The following is a 20,191-nucleotide window of genomic DNA, read 5'->3' on the forward strand; positions in this document are numbered from 1 at the left end:
TTCAGGGCAGTCAGTCGAGCTTGGCCCCGGAGCTCTTCACCACCTGGGCCCAGCGCTTGACCTCGCTGCCGACGAACTTGCCGAAGTCGTCGCCCCAGAGGTTGGGCGTTTCGGTGCCCAGGCCGGTCCACTGCGCCTTCAGTTCGTCACCGTTGAGCGCCTTGCGCATCTCGGCCTGCATGCTGGCCACCAGCTCCTTGGGCGTGCCCTTGGGCGCCCAGATGCCGTACCAGGTGGCCACGGCGTAGCCCGGCGTGCCGGCTTCGGCGGCGGTGGGCACGTCGGGGAAGCCCGGGGCGCGCTTGTCGGCCGCCACGGCGATGGCGCGCAGACGGCCGCCCTTGATGTGCGCGGCGCTGCTGCCCAGGCCGTCGAACATCAGGTCCACCTGCCCGGCGATGAGGTCTTGCAGCGCCGGGCCCGCGCCGCGGTAGGGAATGTGGGTGATGAAGGTCTTGGTCTGCAGCTTGAAGAGCTCGCCGGCCAGGTGGTGGCTGGTGCCATTGCCGGCGCTGCCGTAGTTCAGCCGGCCGGGGTTGCTGCGGATGAAGGCCAGCAGATCCTTCAGGTTGGTGGCCTGCACCTTCTGCGGGTTCACGACGATGACCTGCGGCACGCTGGAGACCAGGCCCACGGGGATGAAGTCGGTCTCGATGTTGTAGTCGAGCTTCGGGTACATGCTGGGCGCGATGGCGTGGTGCACGGCGCCCATGAAGAAGTTGTAGCCGTCGGGCGCGGCCTTGGCCGCCAGGGTGGCGCCCAGCGTGCCGCCGGCGCCGCCCTTGTTGTCGATGACGAATTGCTTGCCCGTGTTCTTGCTCATCATCGCGAAGAGCGGCCGCGCGAAGGCGTCGGTGCCGCCGCCGGGCGGGAAGGGCACGATCACGTTGACCGGCTTGCTGGGCCAGCCACTCTGGGCGTGCACCCAGGGGGCGGCCAAGGTGGCGGCGCCGGCGATCAGCGCCGAACGGCGCGTGGGTCGGAAAGAGTGCGTCATGGGGTTTGTCTCCGTCTTGTGTTGGTGAGGGTGATTCTCAGCCTGGGGTCGCGATGGCGCGCGAGCGCGCCACCTCGCCCTGGCGGAACTTGGTGTGGCTGGCTTCCACCTTGCCGAGGTCGTAGAGGTAGTTGACCATCATCCCGAAACTCTGGCGCAGCCCGTGGGCACTGAGGTTGCCGCGCGGGTTCAGCCGCTCCAGGCGGGCGCCGTTGTCGAGGTGGAAGCGCGCCACCGCGTCGCCGCCGGGGTGCGGCGACAGCAGCGTGAGGTAGGCGCCGCACAGCAGCTGCAGGGCAGCGTTGCCTTCGGCCCCCAGCTGCTCGTGCACGTGCGCGCCCTGCAGCGCGCCGAGATCGCCGCCGCAGCGCTGGCGCAGCAGCGTGCGCGCGGCCTCCAGTTCGGCCACGGCCGCCTTCCTGGCGCCGGGCAGCGTGGCGAAGTCGGGCTCGCCGAGCAGCCAGCCCGCGAAGCCCGGAATCGGCGATAGCGTGCAGAAGGTCTTCAGCCGCGGCAGCTCTCGCTGCAGCTGCGTGGCCACGGTCTTGATGAGGAAGTTGCCCAGGCTCACGCCGCGCAGGCCGGGCTCGCAGTTGCTGATGCTGTAGAAGGCCGCCACGCGGAAACGGTCGGGCGGCAGGGGCGTGCTGGCCTTGTCGATCAGCGGCGCGATGGACGCCGGCATCTCGGGCAGCAAGGCCACCTCCACGAAGATCAGCGGCTCGTCGGGCAGCTGCGGGTGGAAAAACGCGAAGCAGCGGCGGTCGGGCTGCAGGCGGCGGCGCAGGTCGTCCCAGCCGTCGATGGCGTGCACGGCCTCGTGCAGGATGATCTTCTCCAGCAGCTGCGCCGGCGAGTTCCAGTCCACGCGTTTCATGCGCAGGAAGCCGGGGTTGAACCAGCTCGTCAGCAGGTGCAGCAGGTCGGCCTCGATGGCGGCCAGCTCGGGCCGCGCACGCAGCCGCCGCATCAGCGCCCGGCGCAGGCGCAGCACGGCCGAGGTGCCGCCGGGCATGCGGTTCAGCCGGCGGAAGAGCTCCTGCCGCGGTGGTTCGGCCAGGTGCGTGAGCGGCGCCAGCGTGGCCGCGCCGGGGGCCGCGGCGTAGGCCTGCGCGGCCTGCAGCACGGCCTGCGGGTCGGGGCTCAGGTCGTTGGCCAGGTAGTCGAAGAAGCCGTCGAGGTCTTCGTCGTCCAGCGTCTCCAGGCGGTCGATGAGGTCCACCGCCACGGCCTGGCCGCCGAGTTCGCCCTTCTCGGACAAGAGGCGCTTGCAGTCCAGCGTCATGCGGCGCACGGCGCGGGCCTTGCGCTGGCGGGCGGCGGCGTGGCGGATGTCTTCGAGCATGGGGTCTCCCGGGCGGGCGCTGGGGCGGGCTGGTTCAGGGGCTGCGACGGCCGCTGGCGCTGCGGGCCTGGCGGCTGCGCAGCTTCTTCAGGGCCACCAGCTGCGCCATCAGGTGGTCGTGCATCGCGCGTTCGGCGCGCGCCGCGTCGCGCTGCTGGAAGGCGTCGATGAGCACGCGGTGCTCGTTGATCGAGGCCTCGATGCGCCCCGGCAGCGCCAGCTGGCGCCCGCGCATGAGGCGCATGAAGCGGCGCAGGTCGCTCGTCACGCGGTCGAGCCAGCGGTTGGCCGCCAGCCCCTGCACGAAGCTGTGGAAGGCGTGGTTGGCCTGGTAGTAGCCGCCGATGTCGTGGGCTGCGGCGTGGCGCTCCAGGGCTTCGTGAAGGTGCTGCAGCGTGCGCAGCTCGTCGGCGGTGGCCTTGCTGGCGGCCTCAAAGGCGCAGCGGCCTTCCAGCAGCGCCATCACCGGGAACAGCGCGTCGGCGTCGCCGTCCGTCAGCTCGATGACGCGGCAGCCGCGGTGCGGCACCAGTTCCACCAGGCCCTCGGCGGCCAGCACCTTCAGCGCCTCGCGCAGCGGCGTGCGGCTCACCTGCCAGGCCGCGGCCAGGGCCTTTTCGTCGATGAAGGCGCCGGGCAGCAGTTCGCCGTCGAAGACCATGGCGCGCAAGCGCGCGGCCACGCCGTCGTGCAGGGAGGTGCCGCGCAGAGGGATGGGTTCGGCCATGGCGGGCAGCATAAGTCTGTAATTACGGCATCACAAGGCAGGGCTTACCCGCTGGCCTGTCCTCCCGTCGGTCGATGCGCCACGCGCCGCAGCCCTGCCGGCGGCGCGACCCGACCGCAGAATCCGCGGCTTCAGCATCCCACCAGGAGAACCCCATGCCCACCCGCCGAACGCAGTCTGCTTCGCCCAGGTTCCGTCAGGCGCTGGGTGCCTGGGTCGTGCTGTGCACGGCCTTGCTGGCGGCTTGCCAGAAGGCCCCGGAGGCGGCCCCGGAGAAGGCCCCGGCACCGGCCGAAGCCAAGCCGCCGCCGGTCATCCTGGGCGGCCTGCAGCCGGGCGACACCGTCACCGTCACCGACTGCCCCGCCACGCAGCCCGGGGTGTGCGTCATCGGCCTCACGGCCACCGCACCGGCGGGCGGCAGCGGCGACGCCTGCACCGTGGTCATGAACGCGGCGGTTTCCGTGCCCCGCACCACGAACACCCTGCGCTGGCAACTCACCGCCGGCGATGCCAACTTCAACTACCGCTTCCGCGAGGCCGCCGCGGGTGAGCCGCCCGGTTTCGGCGTGCACCTCATCGACAACCTCATGTACGTGGCGGCCTCGGCTTCGGCACCGGCCAGCCCGATGCAGCCGATCTGGGTGCCGCAGCAGGCGCAGCCGCAACTCGTGCAGATGGAGCGCGTGGTGCGCGACTGGCCGCCGCGCATCTCGGCCTACGACGTGTACCTCGAGTACCAGGCCCAGGGCGCCAAGAGCTGGACGCCGTGCAAGACCTGGGATCCGATCGTGATCAGTCGCGAATGAACTGCAGCGGGCTGCCCTCCACCGCCGTTTCCGGCGGCAGGGTGTCCAGCGTGCCCTGGCATTCCTCGAAGAGGCGCTGGTCGTTCGCCTCCCGGGCGAGGGCCTGCGCTTCGAGCAAGGCGCTGCGCGCCTCGTGCGCCTTGCCGGCCGCGGCCAGCACATGGCCGAGGTTGCACAGCGCCGCCGGCACGATGCGTGCGTGGCCGATGTCGCGCGCCAGCGCCAGCGATTCGCGCATCGCCTGCTCGGCCAGCCCGGTGTCTTCCAGGCGCAGGTACACCAGGCCCAGGTTGCAGAGGTGGTTGGCTTCCCAGCGGCGGTCGCCGGTATCGCGCGCCAGGCGCAGGGCCTGCTCGTAGGCCTCTCGGGCTTCGGCAAACCGGCCCACCGCGTAGTTCAGGGCCCCCAGGTTGCCCTGCAGGCCGCCCAGCCAGCGGCGGTCTTCTGCCTCGGTGGCGATGCGCAGGGCGCGTGTGAAGTGCGATTGCGCCAGCGGGTGGTCACCGGCATTCATGGCCATCGCGCCCAGCTCGTTGAGGGCCTGGCACTGCAAACCCGTGTTCTGCAGGCGCAAGCCGGTCGCCAGCGCGGTCTGCAGGTGCAGGGTGGCCGTGGCCGTGTCGCCCGCGGCCGAGAGGATGTCGCCCAGCGCACCGTGCAGCCGGCCGCCCAGCAGGTCGCCGCCGGGCGCCGGGTGGGTGGCCAGCGAGGCCGTGATGACCGCCTGCGCTTCGGCCGTGCGGCCGCTGCCCACGAGCGCAACCCCTTCCACCCAGCCCACCGCCGCGGCCTCGCGCCCCTGCAGTGCGAGCCCGGCACGTACTTCTTGCGCCAGGTCTGCAGCTGCCCGCAAGGGCCCGGTCAGGCGCAGCACCAGCCAGACCAGGCCCAGGCTGGCTGCCGCCGTGGCCGCGTCCTTGCAGGCCACCGCATGGCGGCAGGCTTGCACGAGGTTGTCGAGCTCCACACCGCCGCGGGCGATGGCGTTCTGCTCGTCCAGCGCGGCGTAGTAACGCGCATGGCGCGTGCGCACGGCAGCCTGCTCGTCGGCAGACAGGTGGGTCAGTGCAAAGGCCTGCACCGCGCGCAGCAGCCCGAAGCGTGTGCCCGGCAGCCGCCGCAGCAGCGACTTGTCGCCCAGGGCCTGCAGCAGGTCGACGAGCCAGGGCGCTTCGGGCAGGTCGTCCAGGCTGACCACGGCCTCGGCCGCCGGCCAGTCGAAACCGCCTTCGAAGACCGCCAGCTGCGCCAGCGTGCGGCGCTCGGGCGCGCTCATCAACTCCCACGACCACTGCAGCGCGTTCTGCAGCGTGGCCTGGCGGTCTTGCCGGCCGGTGCTGCCCTGCACCGCCAGCAGCCGGAAGCGGTCGCCCATGCGCGCCAGCAGCTGCGCCGGCGCCATCACCCGCACCCGGGGCGCAGCCAGCTCGATGGCCAGCGGCAGCCCGTCCAGCAGTTCCACCAGCTGGCGCACGGCGCGGTCGGACTCGGCATCGCGCTGGTAACCGGCCAGGGCGGCCTGGGCACGTTCGTGGAAGAGCTCGGCGGCCTCGTCGGTGCTCAGTGCGTCCAGCGCCAGGGTGTGTTCGCCGCGCAGGCCCAGCACCTCACGCGAGGTGGCCACGAAGTGCGCCTGGGGCGCCATGTCGAGCCAGCGGCCCACGGTCTCGGGCGCGTGGCGCGTGACCTGCTCGAAGTTGTCGAGGATGAGCAGGCAGCGCTCGCGCCCGGCGATGGCCCGGCCCAGCTGCGCCACGGGGTCGGCACCCAGCGGCACGTCCAGCGCCACGGCCACGGCCTGCAGCACGCTGTCGAGGTTGCGCGCCTGGGCCAGATCGCAGAACCACACGCCGCCGGGGAAGTTGCCGCGCCAGGCCCAGGCGTGGCGCAGCGCCAGCCGCGTCTTGCCCATGCCGCCGGTGCCGTGCAGCGTGACCAGCCGCGCCGGCCCCTCCAGCAGCAGCGCCAGCGCGCGCAGGTCGGCCTGCCGGCCGACGAAACGGTCGCGTTCGGCCGGCAGGTTGTGCGGCACCTGGTCGCCGCCCATCCACTGGCCACGGTGCCACACCACACGCTGGGACTTCTCGGCGTCGGGCGGCGGCAGCCAAGGGGCGCTGTCGTCGCCCACCTCGTGCACTTCCAGTGGTTCGGGCAGGCCTTTCATGCGCCAATGGCCGTGGCTCAGCGTCTGCCAGCCGGCCGTCTGCAACTGCGCCGCCGCGGCGCTGCTGGCCAGGGTCTGACCGCCGCGCGCCAGGGCCATCAGCCGGGCGCCGACGGCCTTGCCGATGCCGAAGGCCTCCACCGGCTTGGCGCCCAGGGCCACGTCTTCGGGCGCGTTCTGGCGCACGTCCAGCGGGCCGGTGTGCAGGCCGGCACGGGCGCGCAGCGGCTCGGGCAGGGCCGCGAGCATGCGGTGGTAGGCCGTGGCAAAGCCGGCGGCGTCGGCGGGGCTGTCGAACAGCGCCACAAGGCCGTCGCTGCGGTCGACCTCACGCCCACGCCAGGCCTGCAGCAGATCGCGCGAGCCGCGGTCGTGCAGCGCCCACAGCGCCGACATCGCGGCGTCGCCCAGCCGTGCATTGACGGCCGTGCTGCCTTCGATGTCTGTGAACAGCAGGGTGAGGTCCTGGGGCATGGCGGGGCGGACTGTAGCGGAGCCCCATGCCGCCCGCCGGCACCTGCGGATCAACCCGATGTTGACCCGGGCGCGCAGGGCTATCGTGACCTGCGCAGCGCCGCCGGCGGCTGCTCCCAGCGAAGAACAACCCCAGCGAGGAGATGACCCCATGAATCGACGGAAGACCTGCGTTGCACGCGCCGCCACCCTGGCCCTGGCGGGCCTGGCTGCAGGCTGCGGGGGCAGCGACAAGACCACCCTCGGCAGCGGTGACTACGAGGTCAACGTGCGCCCGGCCTTCTTGGCCGGCACGCCCGCCAGCACCACCTACGATGGCAGCACCGACGACCTGCTCACCGCCGGCCTCGGCCGCGCCGGCCTGGCCTCGGCCGTGGCGCCCACGCTCTCGGCCACGCCCACTGCGGCCGAGCTGCGCAAGCTGGCCATCCACACCAACTACCGCGCCATCGTCGACACCACCGCCGGTGGCGGCTACGGCACGCTCTACGGCCCCAACGTCAGCGTCGACGGCGTGGCCGGCACGGGCGACGGCAAGATCGCCGGCACCGAGACCATCGCCGTGGCCGACGACGGCACGGGCCGCCAGAACGTGACGATGATGGTACAGGTGCCCGCCAGCTTCAGCGCGGCGGCGCCCTGCATCGTGACGGCCACTTCTTCGGGTTCGCGCGGCGTCTACGGCGCCATCGGCAGTGCGGGCGAATGGGGCCTGAAGCGCGGCTGCGCCGTGGCCTATACCGACAAGGGCACCGGCAGCGGCGTGCACGACCTGCAGGCGAACACCGTGAACCTGATCGACGGCCGCCGCAGCGACGCCACGGCCGCGGGCACGGCCAGCAACTTCACGGCCCGGCTCACCGCCGCCGAACGCACCGCCTTCAACACCGCCACGCCCAACCGCGTGGCCGTGAAGCACGCGCACAGCGAGCAGAACCCCGAGAAGGACTGGGGCACGCACACGCTCCAGGCGGTGGAGTTCGCCTTCTGGGTGCTGAACGAGCGTTTCGGCGCGCAGCTGGCCGACGGCCGGCGCACCAAGGTGATCACGCCGGCCAACACGCTGGTGATCGCCAGCAGCGTGAGCAACGGCGCCGGCGCGGCGCTGGCTGCGGCCGAGCGCGACACCGGCGGTCTCATCGACGGCGTGGCCGTCAGCGAGCCCAACATCCAGAGCGCGCCGGCCACGCCCACGGCGCTGGGCACCATCCAGCGCGGCAGCCTGCCGGCCTACACCGCGGGCAGCCGGCCGCTCTTCGACTACTTCACCTACGCCAACCTGCTGCAGCCCTGCGCGGCGCTGGCCACGGCAGCGGCGGGGGGCCCCTTCGCCTACACCGGCGGCACGGCCTTCGTGGCCGGCAACCGCTGTGCCGCATTGGCCACCGCCGGCCTGGTGACGGGCGCCACCACGCAGGCCCGCGCCGACGACGCGCTGGCCCGGCTGCTGGCCTACGGCTGGGAGCCCGACGCCAACCTGCTGCACGCCAGCCACTGGCTCTTCGCCAGCCCCGCCATCGCCGTGACCTATGCCAACACCTACGGCCGCTTCCGCGTCAGCGACAACCTCTGCGGCTTCAGTTTCGGCGCGGTGGACGCCACCGGCTCACCGGCGGCCCTGGCGGCCGGCGCCCTGAACGGCATCTTCGGCACCGGCAACGGCGTGCCGCCCAGCGGTGCGATCCAGCTCATCTGGAACGACAGCGTGGGCGGCGCGAAGAACCACGCTGCGGCCACTTCGGCCAGCACGGCAACGCTGGACTTCGCCTTTGACGGCGCCAACTGCCTGCGCCAGCTGTGGGCGGGCACGGGTGCCAACGCCGCGCGCGTGAAGGCGGGCATCGCCGAGGTGCAGGCCACCGCCAACCTGCGCGGCAAGCCGGCGATCATCGTGCACGGCCGCAGCGACACGCTGATCCCGGTGAACTTCAGCTCGCGCCCCTACGTGCTGCGCAACCAGCAGGTGGAAGGCGCCAACAGCCGGCTGCGTTATGTGGAAGTGACCAACGGCCAGCACTTCGACAGCTTCCTGCCCTTCGCCGGCTACGACACGCGCTACATCCCGCTGCACCTGTACTACATCCGCGCGATGGACGCGATGTGGGCGCACCTGAAGAACGGCACCGCGCTGCCCGGCAGCCAGGTGGTGCGCACCACGCCGCGCGGGGGCACGCCGGGGGCGGCCAACGCCATCACGGCGAGCAACGTGCCGCCGATTGCGGCGACGCCGGCGGCGGGCGACCGCATCAGCGTGACGGCCACCACCCTGAGCATTCCGGACTGAGCGCACGGGCCGGCTGCGGCCTGCTTGGCCGCGCCCGCCGGCTGGGCCCGGCTCGCTGCGTTTCAGCGGGCCTTGCGCACTTCCATGAGGTTTTGAGAGTCGTGCAGCCAGACGGCGCGCGCGTTACCGGTGGTGGTCTTGGGCATGTCGGTGTCGATGGCCGGCGCCTTCGGGGGCGCTTTCGCGGCGTCGTCCCAGATCCAGGCATTGCAGCCGCCGGTCTTGCCCTTGCAGGCGGCCTCACCGGCGGCCTTCATCACGGCGGGCGTCGCAGAGGGGGGGCAGATCATCACCACCACACGGTCGCTGCGGCTCTTCACCGTGCAGGCGGCTTCAGGCGCGGCCAGCGCGGCGGGGTGGATGGTCATCAGTGCTGCCGCCGCCGCCAGAGGCAGAAGCGCCGCCTGCAACAGCGGCATGCGTACCCAGGGCTTGTTCATCGGTGTGTCCTCTGCAAGAACAAAGACCGGCCAGAGGCCGGTCTTTGCAGTCTGGTGCGCGAAGCGCGCACCAGGAACCTGAATCTCAGGCCGCGATGGTACGGCGACGGCTCATGCCGAGGCCGACCAGGGCCAGGCCGACCAGGGCCAGGGCGCTGGGCTCGGGCACGGTCTGGGTGATGGCCTGCACCTTGGCGACGATGGCAGTCTGGAAGTCGTCGAAGCTGTTCACCGGCAGCACCCAGGGCTGGCTGGTCATCGGGTTGGGAGGCGTGGCGCCGCTGGCCAGCAGCACACCGCCGCCGACGGTACCGGCCGTCGTCACTGGCGAGTACACCATCCGGAGCAGGCCCGCGGAGTTGAAGCTGCCGATGGCTTCAGCCGTGAGGGCGTCGATACCGGCGTTGCGCGAGGCCAGCGCGGCAGCTTCGGCGGCAGCCTGATTGTTGGGCACGCCATCGGTGGCCAGATTGATGATGCTGCGCAGGCCGGCGTTGTAGTTGGTTGAGGCCACCATCGCAGCCGAGATGGCATTGATGCCAGCGGCCGTGTCCGTACCACCACCGATGTAGCTGAAGCTGTTGATGGCAGTGATCATGGTGGCGCGCGACGCGGCCGTCAGCACCTGGGGCGCAATGACCGTCGTCGTGCTGTTTGCGAAGTTGACCATCGTCACTTCGATGGTGCCGTCGACCGGCAGCGCATTCAGCGCAGCGACATAGCCGGCGCGCATGATGTTGAAGTTGGTCGTGCCGATGCTGCCCGAGGCGTCGACGAGGAAGCCCAGTTGGGTGGTGACCGCTGCATGGCTGCTGAGTGACATCACGCCTGCGGCGAGGACCGCGCTCAGGCGGCGCACGATGGACGAAAGTTTCATGTAAGGCTCCGTGATGGTGACGCTCAGGCGTCGGGTGGTTGCTTCGAGCCTGCTGGTGGGCAGAGCTCCTGGGTCCCGCGTTTCTGGGAACTCGCTGCATGATCTGTGCCAATCCGAGAATTTCTTAATGAATTCAACGGTTTGATTGGCAGGCGGCGATCGCGCGCCGCGCTTTGTGCGTGCTTTGTGTCAAGCGAGCCGACACCCTAATTTGAAGGAGCCGGGCGGCGGGCGGGCGTGGGGCCAGGGCTTGACCCGCCAGCCCGCCTTGCTGGGCACGCGTCCCTAGAATCCTTCGCCTTCCCCAGCCCGAAGGCCTCCATGTCCTCGTCAGGTGTCATTCGAATCCGCGGTGCGCGCCAGCACAACCTCAAGAACCTCGATCTCGACATCCAGACCGGCGAGCTGACGGTCGTCACCGGCCCCAGCGGCAGCGGCAAGAGCAGCCTGGTCTTCGACACGCTCTACGCCGAGGGCCAGCGGCGTTATGTCGAGACCTTCAGCGCCTACGCGCGCCAGTTCCTCGACCGCATGGACCGTCCGGCGGTCGACCGCGTGGACGGCGTGCCGCCGGCCATCGCCATCGACCAGACCAACCCGGTGCGCACCAGCCGCAGCACGGTCGGCACGATGACCGAGTTGAACGACCACCTGAAGCTGCTCTTCGCGCGCGCCGCGCAGCTCTTCGACAAGCAGACCGCACTGCCGGTGCGGCACGACTCGGCCGAGAGCATCCACGCCGACCTGCGGGCGCGCGCCGAAGCCCTGGGTGACCCGCGGCTGGTGTTGACCTTTCCTGTGGAACTGCCGGCCGACACCACGGCCGAGCAGCAAGAGCAGTGGCTCGCCGCCAGCGGCTTCACCCGCGTGCAGGAAGAGCGTGTGGAAGGCACGCGCAAGATCCTGGACGTGGTGGCCGACCGCTTCCGCATCGCCGGCACCGAGAAGGTGAGGGCGATGGACGCCATCGAACTGGCGCTCAAGCGCGGCGGCGGCCGGCTGAAGGTGCACGTGCAGCCGGCCGAAGGCGAAGCGCAACTGTGGCGCTGGAGCACCGGCCTGCATTGCCCCGAGAGCGACATCCGCTACGCCGACCCGCAGCCAGCGATGTTCAGCTTCAACAGCGCCTACGGCGCCTGCGAAACCTGCCGCGGTTTCGGGCGCGTGATCGGCGTCGACATGGGCCTGGTCATCCCCGACCACCGCAAGACGCTGCGCAACGGCGCCATCAAGCCGATGCAGACGCCGGCCTGGGCCGATTGCCAGGACGACCTGGTGAAGTACGCCGGCGAGGCCGGCATCCCGCGCGACACGCCCTGGAGCCAGCTGACCCCGCAACAGCGCGACTGGGTGGTGGAAGGCACGCCGAACTGGAGCGGCAACTGGAACAAGCAGTGGTACGGCGTGCGCCGCTTCTTCGAGTATCTCGAGAGCAAGGCCTACAAGATGCACATCCGCGTGCTCTTGTCGAAGTACCGCAGCTACACGCCCTGCGGCGCCTGCGGCGGGGCGCGGCTGAAGCTCGAATCCTTGCTCTGGCGCATCGGCGACAAGCCCGGTGCCGATGCCGTGCTGCCGGCCGAGAAGCGTTACTTGCCGGTGGGCGCGCAGTGGAGCCGCGCGCAGCTCGAAGCCCTGCCCGGCCTGAGCCTGCACGACCTGATGCAGCTGAGCATAGAGCGCCTGCGCCGTTTCTTCGACAGCCTCACGCTGCCCAGCACGCTGCTGGACGACGCGCTGAAGCTGCTGTTGGATGAAGTGCGCACGCGCCTGAAGTACTTGTGCGACGTGGGCCTGGGCTACCTCACGCTGGACCGCCAGAGCCGCACGCTCAGCGGCGGCGAGGTGCAGCGCATCAACCTCACCACGGCGCTCGGCACCAGCCTCGTGAACACCATGTTCGTGCTGGACGAGCCCAGCATCGGCCTGCACCCGCGCGACATGAACCGCATCGTGCAGGCCATGCAGCGCCTGCGCGACGCCGGCAACACGCTGGTGGTGGTGGAGCACGACCCGGCCGTGATGTTGGCCGCCGACCGCCTGATCGACATGGGCCCGGGCCCGGGAGAACGCGGCGGGCAGATCGTCTTCGACGGCACGCCCGAGGCCGCGCGCAACGCCAACACGCTGACCGGTGCCTACCTCGGCGGCCGCAAGCAGGTGGGCGCTGGTTTCCGCAAGCTGGTCAACGAGGCCACGCCCAAGCTCATCTTGGAAGGCGCGCGCGAACACAACCTGCAGAACGTGAGCGTGGCCTTCCCGCTGCAGCGCCTGGTGTGCGTGACGGGCGTGTCGGGCAGCGGCAAGAGCACCTTGATCCAGGATGTGCTCTACCCCGCGCTGGCCCGCCACTTCGGCAAGGCCACCGAAACGCCCGGCGTGCACGACCGCCTGCTGGGCGCCGACGCGCTGGCCGACGCGGTGTTCGTCGACCAGAGCCCCATCGGCAAGACCGCGCGTTCCAACCCGGCCAGCTACGTGGGCGCCTTCGACGAACTGCGCAAGATCTTTGCCGAGGCGCCGCTGGCGCGCGAGCGCAGCTACACCGCGGGCACCTTCAGCTTCAACGCCGGCGACGGCCGCTGCCCCACCTGCGGCGGCAGCGGTTTTGAACACGTGGAGATGCAGTTCCTCAGCGACGTCTACCTGCGCTGCCAGGATTGCGACGGCCGCCGCTACCGCAGCGAGATCCTCGACGTGAAGGTGGTGCGCGGCCCGATGCAATTGAGCATCGCCGACGTGCTGGACCTCACCGTGGCCGAGGCCGCGCACTGGTTCCAGAACGACCGCGAGGTGGTGGCGCGGCTGCAGCCCATCGTGGACGTGGGCCTCGATTACGTGCGCCTGGGCCAGCCCGTGCCGACCTTGTCGGGCGGCGAGGCGCAGCGCCTGAAGCTGGCGGGCTTTCTGGCCGAAGCGGCGGCTTCGGCCAGCAGCTACGCCAGTTCACGGCTGGCGAAGAAGGGCACGCTGTTTCTCTTCGACGAGCCCACCACGGGCCTGCACTTCGACGACATCGCCAAGCTGATGCGCGCCTTGCGCAAGCTGCAGGACGCGGGGCATTCGCTGCTGGTCATCGAGCACAACCTGGATGTGATCCGCGCCGCCGACTGGATCGTCGACCTTGGCCCCGAGGGCGGCGAGGCGGGCGGTGAGCTGGTCTGCGAAGGCACGCCGGACGATGTGAAGTTGCACCCCACCTCACACACCGCGCTCGCCTTGCGCGAGTACGAGCAGGCCCTGGGTTTCGGCACGCCGCAGGCCGAAGAAAGCCGCGCGCTGCAGACCGTGCTGCGCGAGGCGCGCCGCGCGCGCCAAGCGGCGGACGACAGCATCCGCATCGTCAACGCCAAGGAACACAACCTGAAGAGTCTGAGCGTGGAGATCCCGCGCGGCAAGTTCAACGTCATCACCGGCGTGAGTGGTTCCGGCAAGAGCACGCTGGCGTTCGACATCCTGTTCAACGAAGGGCAGCGGCGTTACCTCGAAAGCCTGAACGCCTACGCGCGCAGCATCGTGCAGCCGGCGGGCCGGCCCGAGGTGGATGCGGTCTACGGCATCCCGCCCACGGTGGCCATCGAACAGCGCCTGAGCCGCGGTGGCCGCAAGAGCACGGTGGCCACCACCACCGAGGTGTGGCACTTCCTGCGCCTGCTGTGGGTGAAGCTGGGCCTGCAGCACTGCGTGCACGACGGCGCGCCGGTGAAGGCGCAAAGCGCCGAGAGCATCGCGGCGCAGCTGCTGCGCGACCACAAGGGTGAGCACGTGGGCCTGCTGGCGCCGCTGGTGGTGAACCGCAAGGGCGTCTACACCGACCTCGCCAAGTGGGCCAAGGCGCGCGGCCACAGCCACCTGCGCGTGGATGGCGAGTTCCTGAGCCTGAGTCCCTTCCCGCGCATCGACCGCTTCAAGGAACACACCATCGAGCTGCCGGTGGGCGACCTGATCGTCACGCCCGAGAACGAAACCGCTTTGCGCGAGATGCTGAGCAAGGCGCTGGAGCTGGGCAAGGGCGTGCTGCACCTGCTGCACCCGCTGACGGGGCTGGACGACAGCATGGTCGAGGGCGGCACGCAAGGCCGCGGCATCGGCACGGTGAAGGTCTTCAGCACCAAACGCGCCTGCCCGGTGTGCGGGACCAGCTACCCCGAGCTGGACCCGCGCATGTTCAGCTACAACAGCAAACACGGCTGGTGCACCGGCTGCGTGGGCACGGGCTTGAAGCTGACGCGTGAGCAGCGCAAGGCTTACGACGACAGCGTGCGCGACGACGACAACAAGGGCCGAGAGCAGAGCTTCCCGAGCGAAGAGCCCGAGGTCGAAGGCGTGGTCGACGAGCCCTGCGGCGATTGCGGCGGCGCGCGGCTGAACAAGGCCTCGCGCGGCGTGACCTTCGAAGAGCGGGCCATCAGCGACATCGCCCGCCTCTCGGTGCACGAGACCCGCGCGTGGATCGAGACCCTGCAGCTCACCGGCCGCGACGCCGACATCGCGCGCGACGTGGTCAGCGAGATCAAGAGCCGCCTCGTTTTCCTGGAAGACGTAGGCCTGGGCTACCTCACGCTGGACCGCGCCGCGCCCACGCTGTCAGGCGGCGAGGCGCAGCGCATCCGCCTGGCGGCGCAGCTGGGCAGCAACCTGCAGGGCGTGTGCTACGTGCTGGACGAGCCCACCATCGGCCTGCACCCGCGCGACAACGGCATCCTGCTCAACGCGTTGGCCAAGCTGGGCAGCGCCGGCAACACGCTGGTGGTGGTGGAGCACGACGAAGACACCATCCGCCGCGCTGAGCACATCATCGACATCGGTCCCGGCGCCGGCAAACGTGGTGGCCATCTGGTGGCCCAAGGCACGGCGGCCGATTTGGCGGCGCAGCCCGACTCCGTCACCGGCCGGCTGCTGGCGCACCCGCTGCAGCACCCGCTGGTGGCGCGCCGCGCCATCGACTGGGAAGCCCCGGCGCTGATGCTGCGCGGCGCCACGCTGCACAACCTGCAGCGTGTGGACCTGCGCGTGCCGCTGGGGCGGCTGGTGGCCATCACCGGCGTCAGCGGCAGCGGCAAGAGCACGCTGGCGCGCGACGTGCTGCTGGCCAACGTTCAAAGTGCGCTGACCGGCAACCGGAAATGGGCCGGCTGCGAGACCCTGGAAGGCTTCCATCACATCGACCGCGTGCTGGAGGTCGACCAGACGCCCATCGGCAAGACGCCGCGCAGCTGCCCGGCCACCTACATCGGCTTCTGGGACGCCATCCGCAAGCTCTTCACCGAGACGCTGGAGGCCAAGGCCCGCGGCTACGGCACGGCGCGCTTCTCCTTCAACACCGGCGATGGGCGCTGCCCGGGCTGTGAAGGGCAGGGCATGAAGACCATCGAGATGAGCTTCCTGCCCGATGTGAAGGTGCCCTGCGACGTGTGCCACGGCGCGCGCTTCAACCCCGAGACGCTGGCCGTCACCTGGCGCGGCAAAAGCATCGGCGACGTGCTGCAGATGGAGGTGGACGAGGCAGTGGTGTTCTTCGCCAGCATGCCTTCCATCGCGCACCCGCTGCAGTTGCTGAAGGACGTGGGCCTGGGCTATCTCACGCTGGGCCAGCCCAGCCCCACGCTCAGCGGCGGCGAGGCGCAGCGCATCAAGCTCGTCACCGAACTCAGCAAGGTGCGCGACGACGTCACGCGCCGCGGCCAGAAGCCGCCCAAGACGCTGTATGTGCTGGACGAGCCCACCGTGGGCCTGCACATGGCCGACGTGGAGCGGCTGATCCGCGTGCTGCACCGCCTGGTGGAAGGCGGCCACAGCGTGGTGGTGATCGAGCACGACCTCGATGTCATCGCCGAAGCCGACTGGGTGGTGGACCTGGGCCCCGAAGGCGGCACGGGCGGCGGCCGCGTGGTGGTGGCCGGCGCGCCAGAGGCCGTGGTGGCCAGTGGTTCGCACACGGGGCGTGCGCTGGCGCCTGTGCTCGGCCGCGTGGCCTGAGGCCTGGCGCGAGGCGCGCTTCAGCGACTCTGCCGAAGCCGCCAGACGCGCCAGCCCAGCAGGCTGCCGATCACCGCGGCATAGACGCCCACCTCGGCCAGGTCGTTCTTGCCGCTGCGCATCCACAGGAAGTGCAGCACCGCCAGCACCGCCACGGCGTAGACGGCGCGGTGCAGCGCCTGCCAGCGGGCCGCACCCAGGGCCTTGATGGCGCGGTTGAACGAGGTCAGCGCCAGCGGCAGCATCAGCAGAAGTGCAGCGCTGCCCACCAGGATGAAGGGGCGCTTGGCGATGTCGGCCACGATGGCGGCCAGGTCCAGCCCCATGTCCAGCCAGGCGAAGGCCAGGAAGTGCAGCAGGCCGTAGAAGAAGGTGAAGAGCCCGAGCATGCGGCGCAGCCGCGCCAGTGCGTGCCAGCCCGTCAGCTGCCGCAACGGCGTCACGGCCAGCGTCAGGCACAGCAGCCGCAGCGTCCAGTCGCCGGTGCTGCGGATCAGCGTCTCGGCGGGGTTGGCCCCCAGCGTGTCGGCGAAGACGCCCCAGACCAGCAAGCCCAGCGGCACCAGCGCCAGCGCGAAGACCAGCGGCTTGACCGCCGGTTTCAGCAGCAGGCGGTTCACCTCAGTAGAACTTCTTGAGGTCCATGCCGGCGTAGAGCTGGCCCACCTGCGGCTCGTAGCCATTGAACATCAGCGTCGGCCGCTTCTTCGCGAAGAGGCCGTCTTCGCCCAGGCGGCGCTCGGTGGCCTGGCTCCAGCGCGGGTGGTCGACCTTGGGGTTCACGTTCGAATAGAAGCCGTACTCGCTGGGGATGGCGGCTTCCCAGCTGGTGCGCGGCTGTTTCTCGACGAAGCGGATCTTGACGATGCTCTTGCCGCTCTTGAAGCCGTACTTCCAGGGCACCACCAGGCGCACCGGGGCACCGTTCTGGTTGGGCAGCACCTCGCCATACAGGCCGAAGGCCAGCATCGTGAGCGGGTGCAGGGCTTCGTCCATGCGCAGGCCCTCGACGTAGGGCCAGTCGAGCACGGCCTGGCTCAGGCCCGGCATCTGCGCGCGGTCGGCCAAGGTGATGAACTGTACGAACTTGGCGTTGCCCGTCGGCTCCACTTTCCTGATCAGCTCGGCCAGCGACCAGCCCACCCAGGGCACCACCATCGACCAGCCTTCCACGCAGCGCAGTCGGTAGATGCGCTCCTCCATCGGCGCGAGCTTCAGCAAGGTGTCGAGGTCGTAGTTGCCGGGCTTCCTGACCTCGCCTTCCACGGCGACGGTCCAGGGGCGGGTCTTGAGGGACCCGGCGTACTTGGCGGGGTCGGCCTTGTCGGTGCCGAACTCGTAGAAGTTGTTGTAGCTGGTCACGTCCTTGTAGGGCGTGGGCTTGTCCAGCGCCATGGCGCCGGCCACCGCGCTGCGCGCGCCGGGCAAGGCCGCCAGCTTGCCCGGGCGGGGGCTCTGTGCCTGGGCCGGGCGCAAGGCCGGCAGCGCGCCCAGCGCCCCGGCGGCGGCCAGCCCCTGCAACAGCTGACGACGCTGCTGGTAGACCGCACGCGGCGTGATCTCCGAGGCGATGGGGTGCTGGAAGCCGTGGTCCTTCAGGAAGTGCATGTCTGCTCCGGGGGTGTGCCTGTCGGTCGAGGCCGACGCCTGCACCTTACATCGCCCGTGCGGCTGCAATGAAAACGGGCCGGTAAAGACCGGCCCGTCGGGGGTGTTGTGGCGCGTGGGGGTCAGCGCAGGCCGGCGAGGTAATCGGACACGGCCTTGATCTCGGCGTCGCTCATCTTCGCGGCGATGGCCATCATCTGGGCGCTGTTGCCGCGGGCGCCCGAGCGGAAGGCCAGCAGCTGGGCTTCGGTGTACTCGGCGTGTTGCCCTTGCAGGCGTGGGTACTGCGCAGGGATGCCGGCGCCGTTGGGGCTGTGGCAGCCGGCGCACGCGGGCACGCCCTTGGCCATGATGCCGCCACGGTGGATCTGTTCACCCAAGGCCACGGTCTTGGGGTCGCGCGCCGCGCCCGGCTTGGCCTTCTTCGAGGCGTAGTAGGCCGCGATGTGCTTCATGTCCTCTTCGGACAGCCCGGCCGCCATGCCGGCCATGATGGCGTTCTTGCGCTTGCCGCTCTTGAACTCGACGAGCTGCTTGACCAGGTACTCGGGGTGCTGGCCCGCCAGGATCGGGTTGGCCGGCGTGCCGCGCGAGCCATCGCTGGTGTGGCAGGCGCCGCACGAGGCCGCAAGCTGCTGGCCCTTGGCCAGATCGGGCTTGAACGCCGGGGCGGGGGCCGCGGCAAGGGCCGCGCCAGACAGCAGGGCCAGGGTGGCAGCCGACAGGGTCGACACGGCCAGCGACTTCATTCGCGACATCATGCAGGTGCCTTCAAAGGGGGTGCGCAGGTGGCTTCGTTGAGAAGTGCGCGGGAACCAAAGCCATGAATTTTACAATGCCCCATGACAAACAGCTTTCACGGGCTTCCCGGCCGCCCTGCCGCCCCCGCCGACACCGCCCGGCAGGCCCTGGCCTGGACCCACAGCGCGCGCTTCCTCACCACGGCCAGCCAGCTCTCGCAGCTGCCGGCGAGCGAGACGCCCGAGATCGCCTTCGTGGGCCGCAGCAACGCCGGCAAGTCCACCGCGATCAACCGGCTGGCGCAGCAGAAGCGCCTGGCCTTCGCTTCGCGAACGCCGGGTCGCACGCAGCACATCAACCTCTTCGAGGTCGGCCCGAAAGACGCCGCCGACGCGCTGTTTGCCGACCTGCCCGGTTACGGCTACGCCGCGGTGGAGCGGTCGGCCAAGCTGCGCTGGCAGGAGGTGATGGCCGACTACCTGCAGTTGCGCCGCCCGCTGCACGGCGTGGTGCTGATGGTCGACTCGCGCCTGGGGTTCACCGATCTCGACAAGCGGCTGCTGGCCTTGATGGCGCCCCGCCTGGCCAACGGCGAAGTGCGCCTGCTGGCGTTGCTGACCAAGGCCGACAAGCTCAACCGCAGCGAGGGCCAGTTGGCGCTGCGCAAGGCCCAGGACGAACTGGGCGCGATCTCCACCGAGAACAGCGACATCGGCGTGACGCTGTTCTCGGCGCTCTCGCGCCAGGGGCTGGAAGACGTGGCGGAGACGCTGTACGGCTGGGTTCACGCGCCCTTGCAGGCACCGGAGGCCGGCGAGAGCACAGAGCCTGCGCCTGTGCCCGCGCCGACCCTCACCCCCGGCGAGAGATGACGCGCTGTTTCGATCTCGCACTGCCCCACGGCATCACACTCGCCTGCCGCGCCGAGGGCCGGCTGGGGGCGCCCCGCGTCATGCTGTTGCACGGGTTCCCCGAAGCGGCCTTCGTCTGGGATGAGGTGATGGCCTTGCTGGCCGACCGTGCAGACTGCTTGGCCCCCAACCTGCGCGGTTTCGAAGGGTCTTCGGCGCCGACCGAGGTGGCGGCTTACAAGGCCAGGCCCCTGGTGGCCGACATCGCGGCCGCCATCGAAACCACTGGCGGCCCGCTGGACCTGCTGGTGGCGCATGACTGGGGCGGCGCGCTCGCCTGGAACCTGGCGGCTGCCCATCCCGGCTTGATGAAGCGCCTGCTCATCGTCAATTCGCCGCATCCGGCCACCTTCCTGCGCGAACTGAGGCACAACGCCGAGCAGCAGGCGGCCAGCGCCTACATGAACTTCCTCTGCCGGCCCGATGCCGCCCGCTTGCTGGCGGAGCGTGACTACGCCCGCCTGTGGCCATTTTTTGGCGATGCGGCCTGGCTCACCCCGGCCCTGCGAGACCGGTACCGGCAGGCCTGGCACAACGGGGGCCGGGGCCTCGAGGGCGCGCTGAACTACTACCGCGCGTCGCCGCTGCGCCCGGCCACCGGGCCCGACGATGCCTTGTACACCCTGGTGCTTCCCGACACCGTGGTCACGGTGCCGGTGCCGACCACGGTGCTGTGGGGCGAGGGTGACGTGGCCTTGCGACCCGGGTTGCTGGACGGCCTGGACTCATGGGTGCCACAGCTGCAGTTGCTGCGCGAGCCGGGGGCGACGCATTGGGTGGTGCATGAGCGGCCGGGCCGTGTGGCCGAGGTGATCGCCGGCCTGCTCTGAGCCGG

The 20,191-nt window shown here is 70.4% G+C and carries 14 protein-coding genes; 5 read left to right on the forward strand and 9 right to left on the reverse strand.

The window, feature by feature from the left end; genetic code table 11:
* Positions 1 to 10 precede the first annotated feature (10 nt).
* Genes EOE66_RS20405 through EOE66_RS20415 form a run of 3 tightly spaced genes read right to left on the reverse strand, consistent with a single transcriptional unit; the run spans position 11 to position 3,069 of the window.
* Positions 11 to 997, reverse strand: coding sequence for a Bug family tripartite tricarboxylate transporter substrate binding protein (locus tag EOE66_RS20405; protein ID WP_128230598.1), 987 nt, complete (start codon positions 995 to 997; stop codon positions 11 to 13).
* A gap of 37 nt (positions 998 to 1,034) precedes the next feature.
* A complete protein-coding gene (locus EOE66_RS20410) occupies positions 1,035 to 2,342 on the reverse strand; it encodes a malonyl-CoA decarboxylase domain-containing protein (RefSeq protein ID WP_128230599.1) in 1,308 nt (435 codons plus the stop codon).
* 34 nt (positions 2,343 to 2,376) lie between these two features.
* The gene (locus EOE66_RS20415) at positions 2,377 to 3,069 is read right to left on the reverse strand and encodes a GntR family transcriptional regulator (protein ID WP_128230600.1); all 693 of its coding nucleotides are present in this window, start codon (positions 3,067 to 3,069) and stop codon (positions 2,377 to 2,379) included.
* A gap of 155 nt (positions 3,070 to 3,224) precedes the next feature.
* On the opposite strand from EOE66_RS20415, the gene EOE66_RS20420 reads away from it, so the two are divergent.
* On the forward strand, positions 3,225 to 3,878 hold the full coding sequence (locus tag EOE66_RS20420; RefSeq protein ID WP_128230601.1) for a hypothetical protein: 654 nt from the start codon (positions 3,225 to 3,227) through the stop codon (positions 3,876 to 3,878).
* On the opposite strand, the gene EOE66_RS20425 is transcribed toward EOE66_RS20420, so the two are convergent.
* Positions 3,865 to 6,516, reverse strand: coding sequence for an ATP-binding protein (locus EOE66_RS20425; RefSeq protein WP_128230602.1), 2,652 nt, complete (start codon positions 6,514 to 6,516; stop codon positions 3,865 to 3,867). The genes EOE66_RS20420 and EOE66_RS20425 overlap by 14 nt on opposite strands.
* Positions 6,517 to 6,667: 151 nt before the next feature.
* Between EOE66_RS20425 and EOE66_RS20430 the strand changes: the two genes are divergently transcribed.
* Positions 6,668 to 8,800 (forward strand): 3-hydroxybutyrate oligomer hydrolase family protein, encoded by a 2,133-nt coding sequence (locus tag EOE66_RS20430; protein WP_128230603.1) that lies wholly within the window; start codon positions 6,668 to 6,670, stop codon positions 8,798 to 8,800.
* 62 nt (positions 8,801 to 8,862) lie between these two features.
* Here the strand turns inward: EOE66_RS20430 and EOE66_RS20435 are convergent, their stop codons facing one another.
* Together EOE66_RS20435 and EOE66_RS20440 are read right to left on the reverse strand one after the other, a co-directional pair.
* Complete coding sequence (locus EOE66_RS20435) at positions 8,863 to 9,240, reverse strand: hypothetical protein (protein ID WP_128230604.1); 378 nt, start codon at positions 9,238 to 9,240, stop codon at positions 8,863 to 8,865.
* Between the two features lie 85 nt (positions 9,241 to 9,325).
* On the reverse strand, positions 9,326 to 10,117 hold the full coding sequence (locus EOE66_RS20440) for a vWA domain-containing protein (protein WP_128230605.1): 792 nt from the start codon (positions 10,115 to 10,117) through the stop codon (positions 9,326 to 9,328).
* A 321-nt stretch (positions 10,118 to 10,438) separates the two neighbouring features.
* Here EOE66_RS20440 and uvrA point away from each other — a divergent pair, with 321 nt between their 5' ends.
* Entirely contained in the window at positions 10,439 to 16,096 is a 5,658-nt protein-coding gene (gene uvrA / locus EOE66_RS20445; protein WP_128230606.1) for an excinuclease ABC subunit UvrA, read from the forward strand.
* Positions 16,097 to 16,116: 20 nt separating this feature from the next.
* Here uvrA and msrQ read toward each other — a convergent pair whose 3' ends face one another.
* From msrQ to EOE66_RS20460, 3 genes are all read right to left on the reverse strand, one after another.
* A complete protein-coding gene (gene msrQ / locus EOE66_RS20450; RefSeq protein ID WP_245479123.1) occupies positions 16,117 to 16,716 on the reverse strand; it encodes a protein-methionine-sulfoxide reductase heme-binding subunit MsrQ in 600 nt (199 codons plus the stop codon).
* Between the two features lies 1 nt (position 16,717).
* Positions 16,718 to 17,704, reverse strand: coding sequence for a protein-methionine-sulfoxide reductase catalytic subunit MsrP (gene msrP, locus EOE66_RS20455; protein ID WP_128230608.1), 987 nt, complete (start codon positions 17,702 to 17,704; stop codon positions 16,718 to 16,720).
* A 122-nt stretch (positions 17,705 to 17,826) separates the two neighbouring features.
* Positions 17,827 to 18,453 carry a c-type cytochrome gene (locus EOE66_RS20460; RefSeq protein WP_128230609.1) on the reverse strand — a complete coding sequence of 209 codons (627 nt, stop codon included), beginning with the start codon at positions 18,451 to 18,453 and terminating at the stop codon, positions 17,827 to 17,829.
* Between the two features lie 93 nt (positions 18,454 to 18,546).
* On the opposite strand from EOE66_RS20460, the gene yihA reads away from it, so the two are divergent.
* Positions 18,547 to 19,317, forward strand: a complete 771-nt coding sequence (gene yihA / locus EOE66_RS20465; protein ID WP_128230610.1) for a ribosome biogenesis GTP-binding protein YihA/YsxC — start codon at positions 18,547 to 18,549, stop codon at positions 19,315 to 19,317.
* The gene (locus tag EOE66_RS20470) at positions 19,314 to 20,186 is read left to right on the forward strand and encodes an alpha/beta fold hydrolase (RefSeq protein WP_128230611.1); all 873 of its coding nucleotides are present in this window, start codon (positions 19,314 to 19,316) and stop codon (positions 20,184 to 20,186) included. The genes yihA and EOE66_RS20470 overlap by 4 nt, the downstream gene beginning before the upstream one ends.
* Positions 20,187 to 20,191: the final 5 nt, after the last annotated feature.

Origin of the sequence: Rubrivivax rivuli (genome assembly GCF_004016505.1) — a bacterium.
In the GTDB taxonomy this organism is placed as follows: domain Bacteria; phylum Pseudomonadota; class Gammaproteobacteria; order Burkholderiales; family Burkholderiaceae_C; genus Rubrivivax; species Rubrivivax rivuli.

Bases quoted from the DNA above. Each gene is read 5' to 3' on its own strand.
- EOE66_RS20430 (WP_128230603.1), top strand. From the start codon at position 6,668: ATGAATCGACGGAAGACCTGCGTTGCACGCGCCGCCACCCTGGCCCTG.
- msrP (WP_128230608.1), bottom strand. From the start codon at position 17,704: ATGCACTTCCTGAAGGACCACGGCTTCCAGCACCCCATCGCCTCGGAG.
- EOE66_RS20440 (WP_128230605.1), bottom strand. From the start codon at position 10,117: ATGAAACTTTCGTCCATCGTGCGCCGCCTGAGCGCGGTCCTCGCCGCA.
- EOE66_RS20405 (WP_128230598.1), bottom strand. From the start codon at position 997: ATGACGCACTCTTTCCGACCCACGCGCCGTTCGGCGCTGATCGCCGGC.
- EOE66_RS20460 (WP_128230609.1), bottom strand. From the start codon at position 18,453: ATGAAGTCGCTGGCCGTGTCGACCCTGTCGGCTGCCACCCTGGCCCTG.
- uvrA (WP_128230606.1), top strand. From the start codon at position 10,439: ATGTCCTCGTCAGGTGTCATTCGAATCCGCGGTGCGCGCCAGCACAAC.
- EOE66_RS20435 (WP_128230604.1), bottom strand. From the start codon at position 9,240: ATGAACAAGCCCTGGGTACGCATGCCGCTGTTGCAGGCGGCGCTTCTG.
- EOE66_RS20415 (WP_128230600.1), bottom strand. From the start codon at position 3,069: ATGGCCGAACCCATCCCTCTGCGCGGCACCTCCCTGCACGACGGCGTG.
- EOE66_RS20470 (WP_128230611.1), top strand. From the start codon at position 19,314: ATGACGCGCTGTTTCGATCTCGCACTGCCCCACGGCATCACACTCGCC.
- yihA (WP_128230610.1), top strand. From the start codon at position 18,547: ATGACAAACAGCTTTCACGGGCTTCCCGGCCGCCCTGCCGCCCCCGCC.
- EOE66_RS20410 (WP_128230599.1), bottom strand. From the start codon at position 2,342: ATGCTCGAAGACATCCGCCACGCCGCCGCCCGCCAGCGCAAGGCCCGC.
- EOE66_RS20420 (WP_128230601.1), top strand. From the start codon at position 3,225: ATGCCCACCCGCCGAACGCAGTCTGCTTCGCCCAGGTTCCGTCAGGCG.
- EOE66_RS20425 (WP_128230602.1), bottom strand. From the start codon at position 6,516: ATGCCCCAGGACCTCACCCTGCTGTTCACAGACATCGAAGGCAGCACG.